This window comes from Bradyrhizobium genosp. SA-4 str. CB756 (assembly GCF_000473125.1).
GTDB lineage: Bacteria > Pseudomonadota > Alphaproteobacteria > Rhizobiales > Xanthobacteraceae > Bradyrhizobium > Bradyrhizobium arachidis.
Genome location: NZ_KI421499.1, coordinates 9,209,905 through 9,232,405 on the forward strand (window position 1 = coordinate 9,209,905; position 22,501 = coordinate 9,232,405).

Here is a 22,501-nt window from a genome sequence, read left to right on the forward strand (position 1 = left end):
GCCGATCAGACGCTCACGCCCAACGCCTTCCATTCGCGCAGTGCCTGAGCATCGCGCGGGGTGACGTCGGGATATTCGGCGTCCTCGCCGACGGTCGGCGAGATCTTCCAGGAGCGGGCGCATTTGGTGCCGACCGCCTTCTCGACCACGACCGCGACGCCGGGCACGGCATCGAGGCGGAACGCGCTCGCCGGCGCCTCGCCCTCGCGCACCTCGTAGTTCGAGGTGATGCAGACTTCGGCGAGATCGACATCGAACAGCGTCATCATCATGTCCCTGTCGGCGACATAGATCACCGGCGAGGCCTCCAGCGACGAGCCGATGTTCTTGGCCGCGCGCTCGAGCTCGAGCGCGCCGGTCACGACGCGGCGAATGTCGCGGATCGTCTCCCACTTTGCGGCGAGCTTGTCGTCGCGCAGCTGCTCGATGTCGGTCGGGAACAAGGTCAAATGGACCGACGGCTCCGCGTTGGGGCGGAACATCCGCCAGGCCTCATCCGTCGTGAAGCTCAGGATCGGCGCGAGCCACTTCAAGAGAGCATCGCACAACAGCTCGATGGCGGTGAGCGCCGCCTTGCGCGCCACCGAGGACGGCGGATCGCAATACAGCGTGTCCTTGCGGATGTCGAAGTAGAACGCCGACAGCTCGGAGTTCATGAAAGCCGACAGGCTTGCGACCACGGTCTTGTAATCGAACGCGGCATAGGCCTTGCGGATGGTTTCGGCATGGCCGGCCAGCTCGTGCAGCATCAGCCGCTCGAGCTCGGGCATGTCGGCATAGGCGACCTTCTCGCTTGCCTTGAAGTGATGCAGCGTGCCGAGCATCCAGCGGAGCGAGTTGCGCAGCTTGCGATAGGTCTCGATGGTGTTCTTCAGGATCTCCGGGCCGATGCGCTGGTCGTCGGCATAGTCGGTGGCGCAGACCCACAGGCGCAGGATGTCCGCGCCGGAATCCTTGATCACCTTCTGTGGCTCGACAGTGTTGCCGAGCGACTTCGACATCTTGCGGCCGTTCTCGTCGAGCGTGAAGCCGTGGGTCAGCACGATGTCATAGGGCGCGCGGCCGCGCGTGCCGGCGCTTTCCAGCAGCGAGGAGTGGAACCAGCCGCGATGCTGGTCGCTGCCTTCGAGATACATCACGGTGTCTTCGCCGCCGTCGACCTTGCGGAAGATGTTGCCGAGCTGCGGGAAGTTCTGGCGATCCTCGAGCACGAAGGCGTGCGTGGACCCGGAATCGAACCAGACGTCGCAGATGTCGTCGACCTTCTTCCAGTCTTCGCTCGCGCGGGAGCCGAGGAAGCGCTCGCGGGCGCCGTCCATGTACCAGGCGTCGGCGCCTTCCTCCATGAAGGCTTCCGCGATGCGCTGGTTGACGATCTCGTCCTGGAGGATCTCGGCAGAGCCGTCGGCCTTCTCGCGCACGAATACGGCGATCGGCACGCCCCAGGCGCGCTGGCGCGAGATCACCCAGTCCGGACGATTGGCGATCATGCCGTTGATGCGGTTCTCGCCCGACGGCGGCACCCATTGCGTCACCGAGATCGCATGCAGCGCGCGGGCGCGCAGCGTGTCGCCCTTCTTCGCATGACCGTTCTCGCTGACGTCCTTGTCCATCGCGATGAACCATTGCGGCGTGTTGCGGAAGATCACCGGCTTCTTCGAGCGCCAGGAGTGCGGATATTGGTGCTTGAGACGGCCGCGCGCGAGCAGCTTGCCGCCCTCGATCAGCGCCTTGATCACGGCCTCGTTGGCGTCGCCCTTCTCGCCCTTGTCGTTGAGCACGCGCTTGCCGGTGAAGCCGGGGGCCTGTGCGGTGTAGGCACCGTTCTCGTCGACGGTATAGGGGATCGCAGTCGAGATGCCGCGCGCATCGAGCTCGCGGGTGTTGGCCATCCAGACGTCGAAGTCCTCGCGGCCGTGGCTCGGTGCGGTGTGCACAAAGCCGGTGCCGGTGTCGTCGGTGACATGCTCGCCGGCGAGCAGCGGCACGATGAACTCGTAACCGCCGCCGAGGCCGCGCAGGGGATGGGCGCATTCGACCGCGTCCAGCGTGTCGCCGGGAATGTCGCGCACCTTCTCGTAAGAGGTGACGCGCGCCTGTTTGAACACCTCTGCGGCCAGCGCATCGGCCAGGATCAGGAGATCGCCGGTCTTGGCCCAATTGTCGGCGGGCGCGTCCGTGACCTTATAGAGGCCGTAGGCGATCTTCGGCGAGAACGAGATGGCGCGGTTGCCCGGCAGCGTCCAGGGCGTCGTGGTCCAGATCACGACCGAGGCATTGGCGAGCGCGCCATGCGCAGGCGAGGTGACCGGGAATTTCGCCCAGACCATGTCGGAGGTGTAGTCCTCGTACTCGACCTCGGCTTCCGCGAGCGCGGTCTTCTCGACCACGCTCCACATCACCGGCTTGGAGCCGCGATAAAGCGTGCCGTTGGCCGCGAACTTCATCAGCTCGCGCGCGATCTGCGCTTCGGCCGGATAGCTCATGGTTTGGTAGGGATGATCCCAATCGCCGATGATGCCGAGGCGCTTGAACTCCTCGCGCTGCACGTTGATCCAGTGCGTCGCATAGGCACGGCATTCTTTCCGGAACGCCACCATCGCGGCGGAGTCGCGGAAATCGGGCTTCTGCTTGCCCTTCTTGCGGTAGTTGTCCTCCTCGATCTTCCATTCGATCGGCAGGCCGTGGCAGTCCCAGCCCGGCACATAATTGGAGTCGAAGCCGAGCATCTGCTGGCTCTTGGTCACGACGTCCTTGAGGATCTTGTTCAGCGCATGGCCGATATGGATATTGCCGTTGGCGTAGGGCGGGCCGTCATGCAGCACGAATTTGGCGCGGCCTTCGGCGTCCTTGCGCAGCTTGTCGTAGAGACCGATGTCGTTCCAGTATTTCAGGATCTCCGGCTCGCGCTGCGGCAGGCCGGCGCGCATCGGGAATTCGGTCTGCGGCAGGAACAGGGTCTTCGAATAGTCTTTGGCTTCAGACTTTTGGGACTTTTGCGGCTTTTCGGACATGAGGCTGACTGGCTCGGAAGGGCGCGGGAACGGATGGCGATTGGGAATCGCGGGGTGAAACGTCAAAATCCCGGTCTTGCGCCGAGCCTTCAGGCTCAGGCGGAAGCCGGGCCGCTAATCCCTATGATGCGCCGCGCAAACATGGGCCCTCCATAGCAGCCGGGCGAGGCAAGCGCAAAGGTTCGGCGGGCCGGATTCGGGCCTCAATCGATCACGCCGAGCCGCGGAAACGCGTCGGGGGCGGCGGCCAGCATGGCGCGGGCGCGGGCGGAATCGTCGTCCATCTGGCGGATCAGGGCCTCCAGGCTGTCGAATTTCAGCTCCTCGCGGATGAAGCCGACGAAGGCACAGTCGAGCGTCTGGCCGTAGAGGTCGCCCTTGAAGTCGAACAGGAAGATTTCCAGGAGGGGCGCGCCATTATCAAAGGTTGGGCGGCGGCCGAAGCTCGCCACCCCATCCAGCCGCTCAGGCCCGCGGCCGACCCGCACCGCATAGATGCCGTGCTTGAGCCCGCAATTGGCATCCAACTGGATATTGGCGGTGGGGTAGCCGAGGTCGCGGCCACGCTTCTCGCCGTGGATCACCTCGCCGGTGACGAACCAGGGCGCGCCCAGCATGGTGGTGGCATCATTGAGCAGGCCTTCGGCGAGCGCGATCCGGATCGCGCTGGAGGACACTGGCCGCTCGTCGATGTCGATATGCGGCTGCACGTCGACCTCGATGCCAAGCCGGGGCGCCTCGTTGACCAGCAGGCTCGGCGAGCCGACGCGACCTTTGCCGAAATGGAAGTCGTAACCGACCGCGATGCCGCTGACGCCGAGGCGCCCGATCAGGTCATGGTGAATGAAGTCTTGCGCGCTGGTGCCGGCGCGCGCCTTGTCGAAGGTCATGACCACGGCGCCGGCGAGCCCGGTGCCGGCCAGTAGCCGCAGCTTGGCCCGTTCATCCGTCAAGCGGAATTGCGGGGTGTTGGGGCTGAAAAACCGCCGCGGATGCGGCTCGAAGGTCAAGGCCAGCGCAGGGCGGCCATGCGCCCGGCCCATTTCCAGGGCCGCGGCGATCACGGCCCGATGGCCGAGATGAACGCCGTCGAAATTGCCCATGGCGACCACGGCGCCCCGGGGAATGGCGGAATCCGGCGTGCTGTCGCGGATAACGGTAAAAGGCGGAGCCATCAGGGGAATTCTCGGAGCCGGCGGGACCGGCCGGGACCGTGGCGCGACCGGCCGGATGAAGTCAAGCGGGAGGGTGCGGCCGAATTGAACACGATTTCAATTCTTCGAAGGCGTCCCCAGTTAACGGGCTGTTTAACGCCTTGATGCTAGTCCTTGATCGTGGAACCGCCGGGCTCCGGTCTGGCAGGTCCGATCGTAATATTCCTGGGTATGCGTTGGGGGAGTCGAGATGGCGGTTGATTTGTCGATGCCGGTTCTGGTGGTGGATGACTATAGCACCATGATCCGTATCATCCGGAATCTGCTGAAGCAGCTTGGCTTCGATAATATCGATGATGCCAGCGACGGTTCGGCGGCGCTGAACAAGATGCGCGGCAAGAAGTACGGGCTCGTGATTTCCGACTGGAACATGGAGCCGATGACGGGCTACGACCTGCTGCGCGAAGTGCGCGCCGATCCGAACCTCGCCACCACGCCGTTCATCATGATCACGGCGGAATCGAAGACCGAGAACGTGATCGCGGCCAAGAAGGCCGGCGTGAACAATTACATCGTCAAGCCGTTCAACGCGGCGACGCTGAAGACCAAGATCGAGGCGGTCTTCCCGGACATGGCGAGCGCGTAAGCGCTAAAGCTGCCAGCTGAATTCGGAGGGCCCGGGCTTTGTCCCGGGCTTTCTGTGCTGGGTTCGTCATTCCGGGTTCGCGCTTCGCGCGCCCCGGAATGACAGAGCTAGAAAATCACCACTTCAATTCGCGCATCAGCGCCTTCGGCGGATGGCCGAACAATTCCATCACCGAGTTCGGGTCGAGCTGGTCGAGGCCCTCGAACTCCTCGGCATGGATGCCGCGGGTGACGAACAGGCAGTCGATGCCGAACTCACGCGCGCCGGTCAGGTCGGTGCGGACGGAATCGCCGATCGCCAGCACCTTCTTCCGGTCGATCATATGGCCCTGGCGTTCGCCGGCGAGCCGCATCGCGCGCTCGTAGATCGGCCGGTGCGGCTTGCCGTAGAAGATCACCTCGCCGCCGAGCTCCCGATAGAGCTCCGCGATGGCGCCGGCGCAATAGATCAGCCGGTCGCCGCGCTCCACGACGATGTCGGGGTTGGCGCAGACCAGCGTCAGCTTGCGCTCGCGCGCCTTCAGCATCATGCCGCGATAGTCTTCCGCCGTCTCGGTCTCGTCGTCATAGAGGCCGGTGCAGACAATGTAGTCGGCCTCTTCCAGCGGCGCGGTGGTCGCATCGAGGCCGCGGTAGATCGAATTGTCGCGCTCGGGGCCGAGCCAGAACATCTTGCTTCCGGGATGCTCGGCGACATAGAGCCGAGTCAGATCGCCCGATGACACGATGGCGTCATAGGTCTCGTCGGCGACGCCGAGCTTGCGCAGTTGCCGCTGCACGGAGTCGGCCGGGCGCGGCGCGTTGGTGATCAGGATCACCGTACCGCCGCGGCTGCGATAGGTATGCAACGCCTCGCAGGCTTCGGGGAAGGATTCGAGGCCGTTATGAACCACGCCCCAGATGTCGCTGAGCACGACCTCGACGCCGCCCACGAGCTCGCGCAGGCCTTGGGCGAAATGCAGCGTGGTCATGACGTGTGTGGCCGATCAGATGCGGCGCGCGAGCGCGGCGTTACCGGTGATGCGCTGTGACGGAGCTGCGGCTGACGTCGCGCTTGGGCTGGGGGAAGCGGAGCCATTGGATCCCTGAATGTCCTGCGCCTGGTTCGGCGCGGCCCCGCCGGTAGCAGATGCCCCCTCCGGCCGCAATGGCCGGGGCGGCGCGAACAGGAAGCCCTGGCCGAACCGCACGTCATAGTCGAGCAGATCGACCACGGCGCGCTCGCCCTCGATCCGCTCGGCGATCAGGTCGATGCCGAAACGGCCGAGCAGGTCGGAAAGATCGGACGGGTGGATGTCGGAGGCCGACGCCTGCCTGGGGTCGAGCAGCAGCGTCGCCGGCACCTTGATGAAGCGCACGCCACGATCGGCGAGCTCGCGCGGCTCGATCCTGAGATCGGTGACATGGTCGATCGAGAAGCGGAAGCCGCGCTGGGCGAGCGCGGCGAGGTTCTCGGTCTCGGCCGGGCCGAGATTGCGGAAGGTCGCCTGCTTGAACTCCAGCACCAGCGAGGGCGCCAGCGCCCGGTTGGCTTCGAGGAAGTCGAGGCATTGCGCGAAGGTGGTGGAATTGCCGAGCGTGGAGGCCGCCACGTTGCAGAACACGCCGACATCCTTGTTGCGCACCATCAGGCGCCGCAGCACCTGCACGCAGCGCAGCATCACCATGTTGTCGATGCGCCCGATCAGCCCGGAGGCCTCGGCGATGCTGATGAACTCCTCGGCCGCGATCAGCTGGTCGCGCTCGTCGCGCACCCGCGTCACGGCTTCGTAGAACCGCACCTTGCGCTGCGGCAGCGTCACCATCGGCTGAAGGAAGATGTCGATGCGGTTCTCGTCGACCGCGTTGCGCAGCGTTGCCAGCATTTGGGTCTGGTTGCGGCCACCGGCGGGAGCCTGATGGGCGGTCTGGGTATGGACCGCGGGTGCTGCCGGGCGCGATGGCGGAGTGGCAAGCGGGGGAGGTGCGACCGGCTTCTGATCGAACGGTGCGGCCAGATCGATTGGCGCCTCCGCTTCCAGACTTGCGACGGGAGCGGGAGAGGGCAGTGGCGCCGCGCCGGCCAGGAGATCCTCATGCGCCGACACTGTGGTGGCGAGCTGCTTGACCAGCCCGCCGAGCTCATTGATCTCGCCGACCACCGACTGGATGCGGTCGGAGTTGGTCGAATTGGACGAGGCGATACGTCCCTCGATCGCAGCGAGGCGGCGGCCGAACTCGGCGACCTGGCGGGCGAGGTCGGCGGTGCCGCGCGAGAGGTCGGCGATCTGGCCGCCGACATCGCTGCGGTCGCGCAGCCGCATCGACACCGCATTGTAGAGGATCAGGAAGGTCAGCGCGGTCAGCGCCACGATCGCGGATTCGGTTCCGCTGATGCCGGCGACCGAATAGAGCACCAGCCCGAGCGAGGCGGCGACCAGAACCATGCAGATGGCGATGAAGATCGTCGAAATGCGAATCATGCCGCGCGTTACGCCTCAAAGAGCTGACTGCCTCACCCCGGGAAAACACGGGTCGCGGTCCGAACCCCGTCACGCCTCATGCTCCCCCAAGCCGCACGAGCTTAACATCATTGTTGATTCGAGGGGATAGCGGCCTCGTAGCTGCTTATTTCAATCCGGCGCGGCGAAAGCCCTCGAGGTAGTGCTCGCGGTCGGCGGCGAGCTTGATCGGCATGAACTCGGCGATCCAGGCCAGCGACACGTTCGGCTGGGCGCGGCGGAGTTCCTCCAGGGCGGCATGGGCGATCCCGGCTTGCCCGGCCATGCCCGCGGCCGCGGTCAGCACCCGGTGTGCGCCGACGAAGTCGCTGCGCTGGCGCAGGGATTCCTGGGCGAGGCGGATGGCTTCCGGGTAGTCGCTACCGAGGAAGCGGGCATAGGCGGCGATGCCGAAATAGACGGGGGCATAGGGATCGCGCGGACTGAGGCGGATCGCCCTGCGCGCCGCCTCGTCGGCCTCCTGCCAGCGGCCGCAATAGCTCAAGGCCAGTCCATAATAGCCCTGTGCCAGCGCAAAATTCGGATTGAGCTGCAGCGCGGTCTCGAATTCGGCGAGCGAGTCGTCGAACCGCCGCGCGAACAGGTTGACGTGGCCGAGCGCGTTGTGCGCCCAGGCATCCTCGTCGTCGGCGCGGATCGCGGCGCGCGCCGCGCGCTCGGCGGCGGTGATGGCGCTCGCCATCTCCATCCAGCCCATATGCGCGGTGAACATGTAGCTGGTGCCGAGCAAGCCGAGCGCCTTGCCGTAGTTCGGGTCGAGCGCGATGGCCTTTTCGAGCAGCGCCTGCGCCACCACATGGTCCTGCCGCGTCACGCGCCAGTAGTGCGACAGCGCGCGCATCACGAGGTCCCAGGCGTCCATGCTGTCGGGCGGTTTGCGCTCGGCGCGAAAATTTTCGGCGGCGTAAAGTTGCGGCTCGATCGCGGCGACGATGGCTTCGGTGATCTCGTCCTGCACGGCGAAGACGTCGGCGAGCTCGCGGTCGTAGCGCTCGGCCCAGAGATGACTGCCGGTGGCGACGTCGTTGAGCTGTGCGGTGATGCGGACGCGCTCGCCGCCCCTGCGGACGCTGCCTTCGACGACATAGCGCACGCCGAGCTCTTCGGCGACCTGTCGCAGATGCACCGTGCGGCCCTTGTAGATGAAGGAGGAGTTGCGCGCGATGACGAAGAACCAGCGCAGCTTCGACAGCGCGGTGATGATGTCCTCGCTGATGCCGTCGGAGAAATAATCCTGCTCGGCCTCACCGCTCATGTTGGTGAAGGGCAGGACGGCGATCGCGGGACGATCAGGCAGCGGCAGTCCGGTCGGCGCTGCGGTCGTGGGCGCCAACAAGACCGCCGGCTTCGCTGCATCCGAGCGCTCGATCACCGCGCCGACGAAGCGCACGCCCTTGCGTGCGATGGTGCGGATCAGCCGCTGCTCCTCGCCATTGTCATTGACCGCGCGCCTGGCGGCATTGATCCGGCTGGTCAGGGTCGATTCCGAGACGACGCGGCCGTTCCAGACCGCGTCGAGCAGATTGTCCCGCGTCACCACGCGCTCGCGGTTGCGGACGAGATAGATGATGAGATCAAACACCTGAGGTTCGAGCGCGATGAGCGCATCCGCCCGCCGCAATTCGCGGCGCTCGGGATCGAGCACGAAATCCTCGAACTGAAACGTCACAATCCCTCCTCGGCTCCCGCGCGGAAATCAAGGCGGCCTCAGCGTAAAATAACGCCGCTCTCAAGGCCAGCGATGCGCATGCGCCCTATCGTCCCGGCGTTTTCAACCCGCAGGAGATTGCTCATGTCGACATCCGCCGCACTCAAGCCAGCCACACCCGATCTTGCCGCCGTCAAGCAGCGCCAGCACGGCGCCTGGTCGTCCGGCGACTATGCCGTCGTCGGCACCACCTTGCAGATCGTCGGCGAGCAGCTCTGTGAGGCACTCGACATACGCGCCGGCAGCAAGGTGCTGGACGTCGCCGCCGGCAACGGCAATGCGACATTGGCCGCAGCACGGCGCTGGTGTGACGTCACATCCACGGACTATGTGCCGGCGCTGCTCAAGCGCGGGCAGGAGCGCGCGGCGGCGGACCATCTGACCGTCGAATTCCGCGAGGCGGATGCCGAGGCGCTGCCGTTTGCGGACAACAGCTACGACGTCGTGCTCTCGACCTTCGGTGTGATGTTCACGCCGGACCAGGACAAGGCGGCCTCCGAGCTCGCGCGGGTCTGCAAATCCGGCGGCAAGATCGGCCTCGCCAACTGGACGCCGCAGGGTTTCATCGGCCAGCTCTTCAAGACGATCGGCAAGCATATCGCCCCGCCGGCAGGCGTGAAGTCGCCTGCGCTGTGGGGCACCCCAGCTCGGCTCGAGGAGATGTTCGGCAGCAAGGCTTCCGAGATCGTGGCCGAGCCGCGCATGTTCGTGTTCCGCTACCGCTCGCCGGACCACTGGCTCGAAATCTTCAAGACCTTCTACGGGCCGACGCTGAAGGCGTTCGCCGCGCTCGACGAGAGCGGCCAGGCCGCGCTGAAGCGCGATCTCATGGCGCTGCTCGGCGAGTTCAACCATGCCGATGACGGCACGATCGTCGTGCACAGCGAATATCTGGAAGCGGTCATCACCAAGCGCTGAAATCGAGTGTGGTCAGGCCGGATCAACTCCGGCCTGATCGTTGTCCTCCGCTAGAACGGCGCGGTGGCGCCGACCGTGTCGGCCGAGACCGCCTCGCGGCTGCCGAGCGGCTTGGGGCGACCGGTCGTCGTGTCGCGCAGGGTCTGCCGCTCGATCTCCGAGTTCAGCTCGGCGCCGAACATGATGACGATCGCCGACATCCACATCCACATCATCAGGCCGATCGCCGCACCAAGCGAGCCGTAGGTCGCGTTGTAATTGGCGAAGGACGAGAGATACCAGGACAGCAGCGACGAGCCGGCGATCCAGAGAATGGCGGCGGTCAGCGCGCCGGGGCTCAGCCATTGCCAGCGCGGCGCATCGCGGCTTGGCGCGAAGCGGTAGAGGACGGCGAGCGCGACCATGAGAATCAGGAACAGCAGCGGCCAGCGCGCCAGCGCGACGATCAGCTTGCTCTCGGGGGCGATGCCGAGATGATCGAGCGCGAGCGGGAAGGCGACCACGGTGCCGACCATCACCAGGAGCGCGACGATGCCACCGACCGTGAAGGCCAGCGACACCAGGTTCAGCTTGATGAAGCTGCGCTTCTCGCGCTCCTCATAGGCGACGTTGAGCGCGTCGAAGATCGCCTTGACCCCGGCATTGGCGCTCCAGATCGCGAGCACGAAGCCGAACAGGAATGTGGCGCCGAGCGCCGTGTTGCCCTTCGACACCACGCGCCCGACCTGCTCCTCGACGATCTCAAACGTGCCCTGGGGCAGCATCATTGCCAGCTTCTGGAGGTTGTCGCTGATGGTGGCGGGATCGGCGAATAGTCCGTAGGACGAGACCAGCGCCGTGACGGCCGGAAAGATCGCGAGCAGGCCGAAGAACACGACGCCGCCGGCGGTGGCGAGCAGGCGATCGTCGTCGATGCGCTGATAGGTGCGCCAGAAGATGTCCTTCCAGCCGGCCCAGGGAATCGCGAACGGGCTTTTCGAGCGGCGGCCGTGGCCGGGCTGCGTCGCCGCGCTGGCCGGGCTGGTTTCCGGTGAGTTCGCCTCGCTGTTGCGGTGATCCTGCGGAGGTCCCGGACGGATCAGGCCGGAGTCCTGAAAGTAGCGCTCCGCCGTCAGCACGAAGACGGCAGTGGCCGCCACCAGCAGCCAGCTGTCGATCTGCTCGGAGCGCCGCACCAGCATGTCACGTCTCCATCCTTTGCCCGTGGCGCCGCCGGCGCGCGGCCGTGACGCCCAGCAACCCCACCGCCGCGAGCATCAGGCCGAGCTGCACGGGCCGGTTGGTGCGAACCGGCCGGCTCCTGTTGCCATGGCCGCGTTCGCCGGGTGCGAGCGGCGCGAGGGGAATCGTCGTCGCCACCTCCTTCACGGCCTGCTTGACCGTTCCGCGCGGGATCCGCGGCGTCGCGATCGCCACGCGCAGGCGGCTCGCAAGCGGCACGATCGGCTTGGCCTTGCGCTTCATCTGCGCCATCGCGATTCCGGCACAGACCGCGGCCAGCACCAGCAGCACGGCGGCGACGGCGCCAAAGCCCCAGAATTGCCCGTAGGTGATCGCGACCCAGCGGTACAAGGCGACCAGCCCGACGAAAAATGCTGCGACAACGAACAGGCCGGCGACCGCGAACAGCCCGCCGGCCACGGCGTAGGATGTCACCTTGCCGGTTGCGTGGCTGGTCTGGTCACGCAGATAGGATTGAGCGGCGCGTTTGACGTGATTGAGCTTGAGCGCCACGCCGGCGCGTAACAATTCGCCCGATGGCGCGAGCATGCGGACACCCTCCGAGAGCGAGACAATGCATCGGGGGATGAACGTGGCCGAATTTGACTTGTTCCGTTGGACCGTGATCGCCGCGACGGATCAGCCGAGGTCGGCGGCCGAAATCCAGAATACCTCGCCTTCGGAGTCTTCCGTGTCCAGCCACAACAGCGGCAGTTCCGGGAAGGCTTCGTCAACCAGTTCGCGGCCGCGGCCGATCTCGCAGATCAGGCCGCCATTCGCCGTGAGATGATCGGGCGCGTCCTGCAGAATGCGGCGGACGACGTCCAGGCCGTCTGCCCCGCCATCGAAGGCGAGTTTTGGCTCGGCCCGGCATTCAGGCGGCAGCGCCGCCATGCCTTCGGCATCGACGTAGGGCGGATTGGTGATGATGAGGTCATATCTGGCATCGCCGAGCGGGGCGAACAGATCGCCGCGGTGGAGCGTGATGCGGTCATCGAGCCCGTGCTCGCTGACATTGCGCGCGGCGACCTCGAGCGCGCCCTTGGAGACGTCGACGGCATCGACCGTGGCGTTCGGGAAATGATGCGCGGCGAGAATCGCAAGGCAGCCCGAGCCGGTGCAGAGATCGAGCACGCGCTCGACCCCCGTGGGGTCGTCGATCAGCGAGCCGGGCTCGCCGTCGCCGCCGAAATGCGAATCCAGCAGCTCGCCGATGAAGGAGCGCGGAACGATGACGCGCTCGTCGACATAGAACGGCAGGCCACGCATGTAGATCTTGTTGACGAGATAGGCCGTCGGCTTCCGCGTGGTGATGCGCTGATGGATGAGATCGAGCAGGGTCTTGCCTTCCGCCGCCGTGACGCAGGCATGGCCAAAGATCTCGAACTGGTCGGGATGCAGATGCAAGACTTCGCAGACCAGGAACACGGCCTCGGCGACCGGATCGGTCGTGCCGTGCGCGAAGGCGAGCTTGGCCTCGGTGAAACGGCTCACCGCATAGCGGACGAAATCGATCAGCGTGAGCAGCTCGCCGCGAACGACCTTCGCGAGCTTGGGTGCCGCTTTCGCAAGTTTCGATGCGGCGCGGCCGCGCGTTGTTCTTTTCGATGCTCTTGCCATCAGGATTTCGTCCAGCGTGCGGCGGCCTCGTCGTCACGGGCGTGGGCCTCGACCCAGCCGGTCCCGGTGGCGCTCTCTTCCTTCTTCCAGAACGGGGCGCTGGTCTTGAGGTAATCCATCAGGAACTCGGCCGCCTCGAACGCCGCCCGGCGGTGTTGCGAGGCGGTGAGCACCAGCACGATGTTCTGGCCGGGCATGAACCGCCCGACGCGGTGGATGACCGTGACGCCGTTGAGCGGCCAGCGCGAGATGGCCTCGTCGACGTGGCGCTGGATCTCTTCCTCCGCCATGCCGGGATAGTGCTCGAGCGTGAGCGCCGAGATCTTCGAACTGTCCTCATCGGCGCGGCAGATGCCGGAGAAGCTCACGACTGCGCCGATGTCGGTGCGGCTCTTGGTCAGGACCGCGATCTCGCGCGCGATGTCGAAATCGTCTTCCTGGATGCGGATGGTGACGGGGCAGGTCATGAGCCTAGCCGCCGGTCATCGGCGGGAAGAACGCGATCTCGCGGGCGCCTGCGATCGCGGCGTCGGCCTTGACGTGGGCGTGGTCGATCGCGGCGCGGATCACCTTGGGCTTCTCGAAGGCATAGGCGTAAGCCTCGCTTTGGCCGGACAGCCAGGCGATCAGCTCCTCGACGGTGCGCACTGTTGCGGGCGGCTCGATGGTCTCCTCGGCCTTGCCGATGCGCTCGCGCACCCAGGCGAAGTATTTCACCTTCATCCCTCATCCTCCTTGATGAGGTGGTGGATGCCGGCGCGGAAATAGTCGTAGCCGGTGTACATGGTCAGCAGCGCCGAGGCCCAGAGCAGGACGAGGCCGATCAGCGAGACCACGGGGACGACCTCATCGCCGGCGGGACCTGCGAGCAGGAAGCCGATGGCGACGAGCTGAACGGTGGTCTTCCATTTGGCGAGCTTGGTCACGGGCACGCTGACGCGGAGCGCGGCGAGATATTCGCGCAGGCCCGAGACCAGGATCTCGCGGCACAGGATCACGATGGCGGCCCACAGCGACCAGCCATGGATGATGCCGTCGGCGGCCAGCATCAGCAGGCAAGAGGCGACCAGCAGCTTGTCGGCGATCGGGTCGAGCATCCGGCCGAACGCCGATTGCTGATTCCAGATCCGCGCGTAATAGCCGTCGAGATAGTCCGTCACCGCGGCGCCGATGAAGATGGCGACCGCGACCCAGCGCAGCCACAGCGGATAGTCCATGATCGACTGCGCATAGATGCATCCGACCACGACCGGGATCGCGGCGATCCGGCCATAGGTCAGGATGTTCGGGAGGGACATCGCGCGGCTGGTCGTCCCTCGTGTCGTGGCGATGTTCATCCGTCCTACCAATACCGCTGATGCCCTGAGGTCAACTGCTCCTCCCACTTGGGGTACGGGATGCGACGACCATATGACCCTGTCCCCTTTAGTTCATCCCGGCTGGGGATGGAAATACTCGAAAATCCGGCGGGCGCTCTCGGCGCTGACCCCCGGAACCTTGCCGAGATCGGCGATCGAGGCCCGTTCGATCTCCTTCAGGGTTCCGAAATGGTGCAGCAAGGCGCGTTTGCGCGACGGGCCGATGCCCGGAATCTCCTGCAAACCGGCCTCGCGGATGTCCTTCTTGCGCAGCTTGCGGTGTGAGCCGATGACGAAGCGGTGGGCCTCGTCCCGCAGCCGCTGGATGAAATAGAGCACGGGATCGCGCGGCTCCAGCTTGATCGCCTCGCGCTCCGGCATGAACAGGGTCTCGCGGCCGGCATCCCGGTCCGGCCCCTTGGCGACCGACATCAGCGACACCTGGGTCAGGCCGAGATTGGCAAAGATCTCCCGGACGGCGTTGAGCTGGCCGCGGCCGCCGTCGATGATGACGAGATCGGGCCATTGCGGGAAGTCGTCGTCTTTCGCCTTGCCGGAGGCGTCCTCGGGCGGATTGATCAGGCGCTTGAAGCGGCGCTCCAGCACCTCGCGCATCATGGCGTAGTCGTCGCCCGGCGTGAGCCCTTCCGACTTGATGTTGAACTTGCGGTACTGGTTCTTCACGAAGCCGTCGGGACCCGCGACGATCATGGCGCCGACCGCGTTGGTGCCCTGGATGTGGCTGTTGTCGTAGACCTCGATGCGCTTGGGCGCATGCGGCAGGCTGAGCGTGGTGGCCATCGCGTCGAGCAGGCGGCTTTGCGTCGCGGTGTCCGCGAGCTTGCGGCCGAGCGCCTCGCGCGCATTGGTCAGCGCGTGGGCGACCAGCTCCTTCTTCTCGCCGCGCTTGGGCGCGGTGACCTCGATCTTGTGGCCGGCCTTGATCGACAGCGCGTTGGCGAGCAGCTCGCTCTCCTCGATTTCGTGCGAGAGCAGGATGTTCTTCGGCGGCGGCTTGTCGTCGTAGAACTGGGCGAGGAAGGAGCCCAGCACTTCCTCGGGCGTGAAGGTCTTCTCCGCGCGCGGGAAATAGGCGCGGTTGCCCCAGTTCTGGCCGGTGCGGAAGAAGAACACCTCGACGCAGGAGAAGCCGCCCTCCTGGTGGATGGCGAACACGTCGGCTTCCTCCACGGTGCGCGGATTGATGCCCTGCTGCGACTGGATCGCCGACAGCGCAGCGAGGCGGTCGCGGTAGAGCGCGGCGCGCTCGAATTCGAGCTCGCCGGAGGCCTTCTCCATCTCGCCGGCAAGCTCCTGCTTCACCGCATGGCTCTTGCCGGAGAGGAAGTCGGTCGCTTCGCGCACCAGCGTCGTATAGCCGCCGAAGTCGATCTCGCGGGTGCAGGGACCGGCGCAGCGGCGGATCTGGTACAGCAGGCAGGGCCTTGTGCGGCTCTCGAAGAAGGAGTCCGTGCAGGAGCGGATCAGGAACGCGCGCTGAAGCGCGGTGATGGTGCGGTTGACGGCGCCGGCGGAGGCGAACGGGCCGAAATAGCGCCCGGGCCGGGTCTGCGCGCCGCGATGCTTGAGGATCTGCGGCGCCCAATGGTCGCCGGTGATCAGGATATAGGGAAACGATTTGTCGTCGCGCAGCTGCACGTTGAAGCGCGGCCGCAGCTGCTTGATGAGATTGGCTTCCAGCAGCAGCGCCTCGGTCTCGGTGTTGGTCGAGACGATCTCCACGGTCACCGTGGCCGCGATCATGCGCAGGATGCGCGCCGGCTGCGGCGCGCTCTGGCGCGCATAGTTCGACAGGCGCTTTTTGACGTTCTTGGCCTTGCCGACATAGAGCACGTCGGCATTGGCATTGAGCATGCGGTAGACGCCGGGCGAGGTCGGGGCGAGCCGGACCGCGCGCTCGATCGCCTCATGGCCGGTCGCCAGCGGGCCTTCGCCGACCGCGCCGCTCTCTTCGAGGATGTCAGGCAGCAGCGCGTCGTCCTCGTCCTCGCCGCCGGTGGTGGCGGGATCGAGGTCCGGCGGCGTCAGGCTCTCCGGCGGGGCGTCGGCAAGGCGGGCCGGTTTGCGCGCGCGCTCGTCCGGACTGTCGGGGGAATCGTGAACCATGGAGCGAATTTAGGCGCTGGGGGTGCCGATTTGAAGTTCCGGCCATGCCGCACGCACAGGCTGGCGGCGCAGTTCCCGGTAACGCTTGCTTAAGCCTGTTAACAGCGCGGTAACCCGGCTTAACAGGCCTTTTACTTAAAACTCTCGATAAATCTTACGCGAAAAAGTCGTGGTTCCGTAACCATGCGGTGGTCTCGCGCGGCGGCGCGGGCATCGCGGGGGACGGCAGTTGTGTTGGAGAGTACCGATGAAGTGGTTCGTTGTGGGCGCAGCCGCGTTGGTTGCAGCCGGCTGGACAGCTTCGGCAGAGGCCGCCGATCTCAATTACGGGCAGGGTGCGCCTTACACCGTCAATCAGCCCCTCAACGCGTATAGCTGGGCCGGTCCCTATCTCGGCGGCAACATCGGCTATGAGTGGGGCTCGGTCGACAACAATCCGGCAAAGCCGTCCGGCTTCGTCGGCGGCGTGCAGGCCGGCTACAATTTCCAGAACGGCCCGTGGGTGTTCGGCGTCGAGGGCGACATCCAGGCAGCCGGCGCCGACGACACGTTCGCGCCGTGGAAGTTCTCCAATCCGTGGTTCGGCACGCTGCGCGGGCGCGGCGGCTATGCGTTCAGCAACGTGCTGTTCTACGGCACCGCCGGCCTCGCCTTCGGCGAGCTGCGCGCGCAGACTTTCGGCTGGACCGAGTCGCACACCAGCGCCGGCTGGACCATCGGCGCAGGCGCCGAAGTCGGCCTTGCGCCGAACTGGAGCGCGAAGCTCGAATATCTCTACATCAATCTGTCGACGAGCCAGTTCGCAATTACAGGCGTGTCCAACGGCTATAGCGCCAGCGTTGTGCGCGCAGGCGTGAACTATCACTTCTGATAGCTGAAGAAGAAAATACCGGACACCACCTCCCGGCCGCGCGCGGCCGGGATTTTTTTTAGTCAGGCGCGCTAGGAGAGGATGACCAAGTTAACCGCCTTCGGTCCCTTCCCCTTCTTGTCCGGTTCGACTTCGAAAGTAATACGCTGTCCTTCGGCAAGGTCCTTCAATCCCGCCCGCTCAACAGCGGTGATGTGAACGAAGACATCGCGACCGCCGTCGTCCGGCTTGATGAATCCGTAGCCGCGCTCGCCGTTGAAGAACTTAACCGTTCCCGTCATGGCCATCGGGAAACTCCCCCTCATTGCTCCTCCGTCGCGACGCAGACTCACGTCACGACATGACCGGGCCTTACGAAGCCCGGGAGCTGGCCATCCTTGAGCGGACCGTGCAGTCCGGTCGGATCTTTCTTAGGCCTTCACTCCGCCGCAACCATTCGCGGAAGCGGAACGTAAAGCCAGTCACGCAAACAGCATAATACGGTTCGTCGCAGATTGACTACCGCTCCTGCATCTTTTTCCCAAGAATGCCGGAGTGTTACGATCGAGGTACCTCTAATCGGAATCTGGCAGCGCCGCCCTGGCCGAGCGGCATTTCCAGCTCGGGCAGGATGGTCTTGAGCTCGCCTTGCAGCGTGTAGGGGGGATTGACAATCAGGAGTCCCGTGGATGTGAGCGCTGCGCCATCAAGCTGCGGCGCGACACTGAATTCGAGACGCAGACGTTTTCCCGGAGGCTTTGCTGCGGCTGCGAGCCGCGCCACCGATTGCGCCAGCGTGTCGGTGGCGCGCCGATTCTTGGCCGGATACCAGATTACATAGATACCGGTCGGCCATTTCGCGAAGGCGGCTGCGAAGGCTTCGCCGAGCTTTTCGAACTCATCTTTGGCCTCGAACGGCGGATCGATCAGCACGAGGCCGCGGCGCTCCTTCGGCGGCACGAAGGCCGGCAGCGCAACCCAGCCGTCGAGATCGACCACGCGCGCCTGTTCGTCGCGGCGCAGCACGTCGATCAGTGCCTTGCGCGCCTTCGGCTCGAGCTCGCAGGCAACGAGCCGGTCCTGCGGCCGCAGCAGGCCGCGCGCGATCAGCGGCGAGCCCGGATAAGCCTTGAGCTCGCCCTTCGGATTGAAGGCGCGGACGATGTCGAGATAGGGTTTCGTCAGCGCCGCGGTCTCGTTCGACAGACGCGCCTGCATCAGCCGCGCGATGCCGGTCAGCCACTCGCCGCTGCGCCGCGCCTCGTCGCTTTCGAGATCGTAGAGACCGGCGCCGGCATGGGTGTCGATGACGCGGAACGCCCCCGGCTTGTCCTGCAGGTAGGTGAGAATGCGCGCGAGCACGATGTGCTTGATGACATCGGCGAAGTTGCCGGCGTGGAAGGCGTGGCGGTAGTTCATGGCGCAGAGTTACGACATCGCGCGATGAAAGTAACTGCCGTCATTCCGGGGCGGTGCGCTAGCGCCGAACTATGGTGCGCAATTGCGCACCCGAGAATCTCGAGATTCCGGGTCTGGTGCTAACGCACCATCCCGGAATGACGACGAGAGCGTTGTGCCTCAACCGCCCCTGATCGGCGGCATCGTCACCTGGTCGCGGCGGCAGGCGCGGCGGTCGGTTTCCTCGCAGGCGCGGAATTGCAGATCCTTGCTGAGACAGATGCGCACTTCGGATAGCCGCGTCCGGTTGCAGGTGACCGAGACGGCGGCATTGCTCAGGCCTGGATTGGCCCTGATGAAGGCCTCCTCGACCTCCGCCGGCGCCACGGTCTTGGCCTGCGACAAGTCGAGATACTCGGCCGGAATCTTGATCGCGGCGCGCGCCTTGCGGATCGTCTCGAAATAGCTGCGGCCTTCGAGGCCCGAGCAGGTGCCGTGCTTGTCCCACTCGTTGAAGATCAGGCCCGGCGCCGGCATCAGATCGAGCATCGAGGAGACGATGTTGCGGTTCAGCCGCGGCGCCGGCCGCTGGCAATATTCGGGGAAACCGCTCTCATATTGCGGCCACAGGCCGTGCACCACGAAGGCGTAGGGTCGTCCGCTGCACTGGATCTGGGAGCGGCCGCCACGCTCCGCCGCCTCCTCGCAGAACGAGGGCGACCATGACAGCGATAGCACATAGAAATCGAATTCGCCGGGCGCGTTCTGCCGCTTGTCCTGGGCCTTGGCGCCGCCGGCCAGCATGACCAGCCCGGCAGCCAGGGTCAGCGAGATCATCAGGCGGGAGAACGAATGCAATCTGGAATGAAACATGGCGACGCCCCTCAACTAGACTGTGCAGTCAGCCTAGCAGGCGATAAGAACATTTCAAGAACAAAATTGATGCGAGCCACGTTCGGCCGCTTGATCGGGCCGAATCAGGCTTCTCGAATTACTGTCTGGCGGCGCGGCAGGCCGGATTGTAGGCCCAGTTGCGGTCGAGCCCGACCACGCACCATTCGACACCATTGCCGTAGCCGGCAAAGCCGCCGTCCTCGACGATCGAGAAATGCACCTTGCGCACCTTGCCGTCGTTGAGCATGGCATCGCCGGTGCAGTAGCGGCGCGGAATGTTGTCGGACTGCCAGGGCCGGAAGGCGACCTCGTGAACGGCGGCGAAGCCCGTGATCTTCAACGGAGAATTCCAGAACGAGCTTTCCTTCTCCCAGAACTGGCTGGCGATCGTCGGCAGCGCCCTGTCGCAATCGGCGACGGCGCCGTCATAGCGCGGCCCGCTCAGCCAGAAGTTCAGCTCGAGCGGATTGGCGGCCTTGGCCTCGCCGAGCGACAGCGCTCCGAACATGAGGCCGAACACGGCGGCGAAGCGGAGCGATTTCAGGGAGAGGGCGCGCATGGGCAATCCGGACAGCTGGTCTTGCGAAGGTGGGACGGTGCCGCGAAGGCCGGGCGGGGTCAAGTGCAGCGCGGCAACACTTGGCAAGGAGTTGACCGTAAGGGCGCGCCCGGCAGGGCTTGGGTTCTTTTCACTTCCATCCCGGCGCCGTAAACTGGCGCCAACCAATTGGAGTAACGGGAATGCGAATCATTGCGGCCGCGGGCCTTCTCGCCCTGGGTATTTTGGCGAGCCAGTCGGCGCGTGCTGACCTCCTTCCGGTCCCGCCGTTCAAGGGGAACGACACCGGCGGCATCATCGCTTATTCGATGGCGACGCAGGTCGATGCCCGTCAGGTCGCGGTCGATCACTGCGCGCGCTACGGCAAGGTCGTGAAATTCCTCGCGGTCCAGGCCTATGAGGGCGGCTACATCTCGTTCTCCTGCCGCTGGGTGCCCTATGGCGCCGCCGAACGGCCGATCCGCACGCTGTACTGAGGCGTCGGCCTAGCGCCGCCTCTCTCAAAGCCGGGAGCCTCCAACATGACGCGCAAACTCGCTTTGCTCGGCTCAAGCCTTTGCCTCGTCCTGTCGGCGGGCGCAGCCAGCGCCGACGACCTGCCGGTGCGCAAGGCCGGTCTCTGGGAAATGAAGATGGTCAGGAGCGGCTCGGCAATGCCTGAGATGACCATGCAGCACTGCACCGACGAGACCGTCGACAAGGAGATGAGCAACAACGTCTCCCCGATGGCCAAGCAGATCTGTTCCAAGCAGGACATCAAGAAGACCGCGACCGGCTATGTCAGCGATTCCGAGTGCAACGTCGCCGGCATCAGCACGACCTCGCATGCCGAGATCACTGGCGATTTCAACTCGGCCTACACTGTGAAGACCTCCTCGCACGCGCAAGGCGGCGCTGCCGGTGCCGCGGGCCGCGATACCTCCATGACGTTAGAGGCGAAGTGGCTGGGCGCCTGCAAGCCGGACCAGAAGCCCGGCGACATCGTGATGCCCGGCGGCTTCAAGATGAACGTGCGCGACGTCGATAAGCTGAAGGCGCTGCTGCCGAAATAGGGCTGTCGTCCTTCCCCTCTCCCCTTGTGGGAGAGGGTGGCTCGCCGCGAAGCGGCGAGACGGGCGAGGGGTCTGTCTCCGCGGCGCCAGCTACACCGGGATCCTCACGCTCGCTCTCAATCCCCCCATCGGGCTGTCGCCGAGCGTGATGTCGCCGCCATGGGAGCGGGCGATGTCGCGGGCGATCGCCAACCCCAAGCCGGTACCGCCTTCGTCCTGGTTGCGGGCGTTGTCGAGCCGCAGGAACGGCTTGAACACTTCTTCGCGCAAGTGAACGGGAATGCCCGGGCCGTCGTCGTCGACGGTGACGGTGAGATAGCGGTGATCGCGCTGGCCGTTGATGGCGATCGCCTTGCCGTAACGCGCGGCGTTGGTGACGAGGTTGGCGAGGCAGCGCTTGAACGAGGCCGGCTTCACCGTCACCACGGGCAGGCCGTGGAACGCCACGGTCGCGGTGTGGCCGTGGCGCTCGGCGTCGCTGCGCAGCTCTTCGAGCGCCTGCGCCATGTCGGTCGGCTGCGACTGTTCGCCGGAATCGCCGCGGGCAAATGCGAGGTAATCCTCCAGCATCATTGACATCTCGTCGACGTCCTTCCGCATGCCCTCGAGCTCGGGATTCTCGCCGATCAGCGCCAGCTCGAGCTTGAAGCGGGTCAGGATTGTGCGCAGGTCATGGCTGACCCCGGCGAGCATCGCGGTCCGCTGCTCCATGGTGCGCTCGATGCGCGACTTCATCTCGATGAAGGCGACCGCCGCGCGCCGCACCTCGCGCGCGCCCCTGGGTCTGAAGTTCGGGGCTTCGCGGCCCTTGCCGAAACTTTCCGCAGCGTCGGCAAGGCGCAGGATCGGCTTGATCTGGTTGCGCAGGAACAGCACTGCGACGATCAAGAGGATCGAGGATGTGCCGACCATCCAGAACAGGAAGATCTCCGAGTTCGAGGCATACGCCGCACTGCGCTGCGCGAACACGCGCATCACGGCGTCATCGAGCTGGATGCGGATCTCGACCAGGTTGGAGCGGCCGACCGTGTCGATCCAGAACGAGCGGCCGATCTGGCGGCCGAGCTGCACTGACAGCGTCTGGTCGAGCAGCGAGAAGAACGGTTTCGGTCCCGGCGGCGGCATGTCGCCGGCGGGCAGGAAGTCGACCACGAGGCCGAGGCGCTGCTGCGCGATGCGGCGGATCTGGTCGCGGTCCTTGTCCTGCGGATAGCCCTTGTAGACATCGATCAGCGCGGCGATGTCCTGCACCACCGCGGCCGACAGGCGGCGCGTCACCGTGTTCCAGTGCCGCTCCATGAACACGAAGGCGACGACCGATTGCAGGATCACCATCGGCACGATCATGATCAGCAGCGCGCGGGCATAGAGGCCGGTCGGCATCCAGCCCTTGAACGCATTGCCCATCCAGCCATTGGCGGCCGAGACGCGGCCGGCGGCGCTCTTGAGCAGCGTCAGGCCGGTATCGATCGTGCTCATCGC

General features: G+C 65.5%; 22 protein-coding genes. 5 read left to right on the top strand and 17 right to left on the bottom strand.

Annotation, left to right across the window (positions count from 1 at the left end; genetic code table 11):
- Positions 1–5: 5 nt before the first annotated feature.
- Together ileS and BRAGE_RS0144475 are read right to left on the bottom strand one after the other, a co-directional pair.
- Positions 6–3,014 carry an isoleucine--tRNA ligase gene (gene ileS, locus BRAGE_RS0144470; protein WP_027563058.1) on the bottom strand — a complete coding sequence of 1,003 codons (3,009 nt, stop codon included), beginning with the start codon at positions 3,012–3,014 and terminating at the stop codon, positions 6–8.
- 203 nt (positions 3,015–3,217) lie between these two features.
- Entirely contained in the window at positions 3,218–4,189 is a 972-nt protein-coding gene (locus BRAGE_RS0144475) for a bifunctional riboflavin kinase/FAD synthetase (RefSeq protein ID WP_027563057.1), read from the bottom strand.
- A 229-nt stretch (positions 4,190–4,418) separates the two neighbouring features.
- Between BRAGE_RS0144475 and BRAGE_RS0144480 the strand changes: the two genes are divergently transcribed.
- Positions 4,419–4,814 (top strand): response regulator, encoded by a 396-nt coding sequence (locus BRAGE_RS0144480; RefSeq protein ID WP_027551917.1) that lies wholly within the window; start codon positions 4,419–4,421, stop codon positions 4,812–4,814.
- A 115-nt stretch (positions 4,815–4,929) separates the two neighbouring features.
- On the opposite strand, the gene BRAGE_RS0144485 is transcribed toward BRAGE_RS0144480, so the two are convergent.
- The 3 genes from BRAGE_RS0144485 to BRAGE_RS0144495 form a co-directional block, all read right to left on the bottom strand.
- A complete protein-coding gene (locus tag BRAGE_RS0144485; RefSeq protein ID WP_027563056.1) occupies positions 4,930–5,784 on the bottom strand; it encodes a TIGR01459 family HAD-type hydrolase in 855 nt (284 codons plus the stop codon).
- A gap of 15 nt (positions 5,785–5,799) precedes the next feature.
- Positions 5,800–7,275 carry an EAL domain-containing protein gene (locus BRAGE_RS0144490; protein ID WP_027563055.1) on the bottom strand — a complete coding sequence of 492 codons (1,476 nt, stop codon included), beginning with the start codon at positions 7,273–7,275 and terminating at the stop codon, positions 5,800–5,802.
- A gap of 145 nt (positions 7,276–7,420) precedes the next feature.
- Entirely contained in the window at positions 7,421–8,983 is a 1,563-nt protein-coding gene (locus tag BRAGE_RS0144495) for a winged helix-turn-helix domain-containing protein (RefSeq protein WP_027563054.1), read from the bottom strand.
- Positions 8,984–9,106: 123 nt separating this feature from the next.
- Between BRAGE_RS0144495 and BRAGE_RS0144500 the strand changes: the two genes are divergently transcribed.
- Positions 9,107–9,940 (top strand): class I SAM-dependent methyltransferase, encoded by an 834-nt coding sequence (locus BRAGE_RS0144500; protein ID WP_027563053.1) that lies wholly within the window; start codon positions 9,107–9,109, stop codon positions 9,938–9,940.
- Positions 9,941–9,990: 50 nt separating this feature from the next.
- On the opposite strand, the gene BRAGE_RS0144505 is transcribed toward BRAGE_RS0144500, so the two are convergent.
- The 7 genes from BRAGE_RS0144505 to uvrC all read right to left on the bottom strand — a co-directional run bounded on the left by BRAGE_RS0144505 (position 9,991) and on the right by uvrC (position 16,266).
- Positions 9,991–11,121, bottom strand: a complete 1,131-nt coding sequence (locus tag BRAGE_RS0144505) for a YihY/virulence factor BrkB family protein (RefSeq protein WP_027563052.1) — start codon at positions 11,119–11,121, stop codon at positions 9,991–9,993.
- Between the two features lies 1 nt (position 11,122).
- A complete protein-coding gene (locus tag BRAGE_RS0144510; RefSeq protein ID WP_027563051.1) occupies positions 11,123–11,710 on the bottom strand; it encodes a phage holin family protein in 588 nt (195 codons plus the stop codon).
- A 90-nt stretch (positions 11,711–11,800) separates the two neighbouring features.
- Positions 11,801–12,781, bottom strand: coding sequence for a 50S ribosomal protein L3 N(5)-glutamine methyltransferase (gene prmB, locus BRAGE_RS0144515; RefSeq protein ID WP_027563050.1), 981 nt, complete (start codon positions 12,779–12,781; stop codon positions 11,801–11,803).
- Positions 12,781–13,248 carry a molybdenum cofactor biosynthesis protein MoaE gene (locus BRAGE_RS0144520; RefSeq protein ID WP_027563049.1) on the bottom strand — a complete coding sequence of 156 codons (468 nt, stop codon included), beginning with the start codon at positions 13,246–13,248 and terminating at the stop codon, positions 12,781–12,783. Before BRAGE_RS0144520 ends, prmB begins: the two co-directional genes overlap by 1 nt.
- A gap of 4 nt (positions 13,249–13,252) precedes the next feature.
- A complete protein-coding gene (moaD, locus tag BRAGE_RS0144525) occupies positions 13,253–13,504 on the bottom strand; it encodes a molybdopterin converting factor subunit 1 (RefSeq protein ID WP_027563048.1) in 252 nt (83 codons plus the stop codon).
- On the bottom strand, positions 13,501–14,118 hold the full coding sequence (gene pgsA, locus BRAGE_RS0144530) for a CDP-diacylglycerol--glycerol-3-phosphate 3-phosphatidyltransferase (RefSeq protein ID WP_027563047.1): 618 nt from the start codon (positions 14,116–14,118) through the stop codon (positions 13,501–13,503). The genes moaD and pgsA overlap by 4 nt, the downstream gene beginning before the upstream one ends.
- A 93-nt stretch (positions 14,119–14,211) precedes the next feature.
- Positions 14,212–16,266 (bottom strand): excinuclease ABC subunit UvrC, encoded by a 2,055-nt coding sequence (uvrC, locus tag BRAGE_RS0144535; protein WP_027563046.1) that lies wholly within the window; start codon positions 16,264–16,266, stop codon positions 14,212–14,214.
- A 247-nt stretch (positions 16,267–16,513) separates the two neighbouring features.
- Between uvrC and BRAGE_RS0144540 the strand changes: the two genes are divergently transcribed.
- Entirely contained in the window at positions 16,514–17,137 is a 624-nt protein-coding gene (locus tag BRAGE_RS0144540) for an outer membrane protein (protein WP_027563045.1), read from the top strand.
- 71 nt (positions 17,138–17,208) lie between these two features.
- Here BRAGE_RS0144540 and BRAGE_RS0144545 read toward each other — a convergent pair whose 3' ends face one another.
- From BRAGE_RS0144545 to BRAGE_RS0144560, 4 genes are all read right to left on the bottom strand, one after another.
- The gene (locus tag BRAGE_RS0144545; RefSeq protein ID WP_008544396.1) at positions 17,209–17,424 is read right to left on the bottom strand and encodes a cold-shock protein; all 216 of its coding nucleotides are present in this window, start codon (positions 17,422–17,424) and stop codon (positions 17,209–17,211) included.
- Positions 17,425–17,674: 250 nt separating this feature from the next.
- Entirely contained in the window at positions 17,675–18,535 is an 861-nt protein-coding gene (locus BRAGE_RS0144550) for a 23S rRNA (adenine(2030)-N(6))-methyltransferase RlmJ (protein ID WP_027563044.1), read from the bottom strand.
- Between the two features lie 159 nt (positions 18,536–18,694).
- Entirely contained in the window at positions 18,695–19,387 is a 693-nt protein-coding gene (locus tag BRAGE_RS0144555) for a ribonuclease T2 family protein (protein ID WP_027563043.1), read from the bottom strand.
- A 118-nt stretch (positions 19,388–19,505) separates the two neighbouring features.
- Positions 19,506–19,967 (bottom strand): hypothetical protein, encoded by a 462-nt coding sequence (locus BRAGE_RS0144560; RefSeq protein WP_027563042.1) that lies wholly within the window; start codon positions 19,965–19,967, stop codon positions 19,506–19,508.
- A 182-nt stretch (positions 19,968–20,149) separates the two neighbouring features.
- Here BRAGE_RS0144560 and BRAGE_RS0144565 point away from each other — a divergent pair, with 182 nt between their 5' ends.
- Both BRAGE_RS0144565 and BRAGE_RS0144570 read left to right on the top strand, forming a co-directional pair.
- On the top strand, positions 20,150–20,443 hold the full coding sequence (locus BRAGE_RS0144565) for a hypothetical protein (protein WP_027563041.1): 294 nt from the start codon (positions 20,150–20,152) through the stop codon (positions 20,441–20,443).
- Between the two features lie 45 nt (positions 20,444–20,488).
- Positions 20,489–21,019: a DUF3617 domain-containing protein gene (locus tag BRAGE_RS0144570; protein WP_027563040.1), complete on the top strand. Its 531-nt coding sequence runs from the start codon at positions 20,489–20,491 to the stop codon at positions 21,017–21,019.
- A gap of 90 nt (positions 21,020–21,109) precedes the next feature.
- Here the strand turns inward: BRAGE_RS0144570 and BRAGE_RS0144575 are convergent, their stop codons facing one another.
- Positions 21,110–22,498, bottom strand: a complete 1,389-nt coding sequence (locus tag BRAGE_RS0144575; RefSeq protein WP_027563039.1) for an ATP-binding protein — start codon at positions 22,496–22,498, stop codon at positions 21,110–21,112.
- Positions 22,499–22,501: the final 3 nt, after the last annotated feature.

What these genes read in the sequence shown, in the direction of transcription:
- BRAGE_RS0144550 (WP_027563044.1), bottom strand. Translation starts at nt 18,535, where the DNA reads ATGAACTACCGCCACGCCTTCCACGCCGGCAACTTCGCCGATGTCATC.
- BRAGE_RS0144490 (WP_027563055.1), bottom strand. Translation starts at nt 7,275, where the DNA reads ATGATTCGCATTTCGACGATCTTCATCGCCATCTGCATGGTTCTGGTC.
- BRAGE_RS0144565 (WP_027563041.1), top strand. Translation starts at nt 20,150, where the DNA reads ATGCGAATCATTGCGGCCGCGGGCCTTCTCGCCCTGGGTATTTTGGCG.
- BRAGE_RS0144555 (WP_027563043.1), bottom strand. Translation starts at nt 19,387, where the DNA reads ATGTTTCATTCCAGATTGCATTCGTTCTCCCGCCTGATGATCTCGCTG.
- BRAGE_RS0144510 (WP_027563051.1), bottom strand. Translation starts at nt 11,710, where the DNA reads ATGCTCGCGCCATCGGGCGAATTGTTACGCGCCGGCGTGGCGCTCAAG.
- prmB (WP_027563050.1), bottom strand. Translation starts at nt 12,781, where the DNA reads ATGGCAAGAGCATCGAAAAGAACAACGCGCGGCCGCGCCGCATCGAAA.
- BRAGE_RS0144520 (WP_027563049.1), bottom strand. Translation starts at nt 13,248, where the DNA reads ATGACCTGCCCCGTCACCATCCGCATCCAGGAAGACGATTTCGACATC.
- moaD (WP_027563048.1), bottom strand. Translation starts at nt 13,504, where the DNA reads ATGAAGGTGAAATACTTCGCCTGGGTGCGCGAGCGCATCGGCAAGGCC.
- uvrC (WP_027563046.1), bottom strand. Translation starts at nt 16,266, where the DNA reads ATGGTTCACGATTCCCCCGACAGTCCGGACGAGCGCGCGCGCAAACCG.
- BRAGE_RS0144500 (WP_027563053.1), top strand. Translation starts at nt 9,107, where the DNA reads ATGTCGACATCCGCCGCACTCAAGCCAGCCACACCCGATCTTGCCGCC.
- BRAGE_RS0144570 (WP_027563040.1), top strand. Translation starts at nt 20,489, where the DNA reads ATGACGCGCAAACTCGCTTTGCTCGGCTCAAGCCTTTGCCTCGTCCTG.
- ileS (WP_027563058.1), bottom strand. Translation starts at nt 3,014, where the DNA reads ATGTCCGAAAAGCCGCAAAAGTCCCAAAAGTCTGAAGCCAAAGACTAT.
- BRAGE_RS0144485 (WP_027563056.1), bottom strand. Translation starts at nt 5,784, where the DNA reads ATGACCACGCTGCATTTCGCCCAAGGCCTGCGCGAGCTCGTGGGCGGC.
- BRAGE_RS0144575 (WP_027563039.1), bottom strand. Translation starts at nt 22,498, where the DNA reads ATGAGCACGATCGATACCGGCCTGACGCTGCTCAAGAGCGCCGCCGGC.
- BRAGE_RS0144540 (WP_027563045.1), top strand. Translation starts at nt 16,514, where the DNA reads ATGAAGTGGTTCGTTGTGGGCGCAGCCGCGTTGGTTGCAGCCGGCTGG.
- BRAGE_RS0144475 (WP_027563057.1), bottom strand. Translation starts at nt 4,189, where the DNA reads ATGGCTCCGCCTTTTACCGTTATCCGCGACAGCACGCCGGATTCCGCC.
- pgsA (WP_027563047.1), bottom strand. Translation starts at nt 14,118, where the DNA reads ATGAACATCGCCACGACACGAGGGACGACCAGCCGCGCGATGTCCCTC.
- BRAGE_RS0144560 (WP_027563042.1), bottom strand. Translation starts at nt 19,967, where the DNA reads ATGCGCGCCCTCTCCCTGAAATCGCTCCGCTTCGCCGCCGTGTTCGGC.
- BRAGE_RS0144505 (WP_027563052.1), bottom strand. Translation starts at nt 11,121, where the DNA reads ATGCTGGTGCGGCGCTCCGAGCAGATCGACAGCTGGCTGCTGGTGGCG.
- BRAGE_RS0144545 (WP_008544396.1), bottom strand. Translation starts at nt 17,424, where the DNA reads ATGGCCATGACGGGAACGGTTAAGTTCTTCAACGGCGAGCGCGGCTAC.
- BRAGE_RS0144480 (WP_027551917.1), top strand. Translation starts at nt 4,419, where the DNA reads ATGGCGGTTGATTTGTCGATGCCGGTTCTGGTGGTGGATGACTATAGC.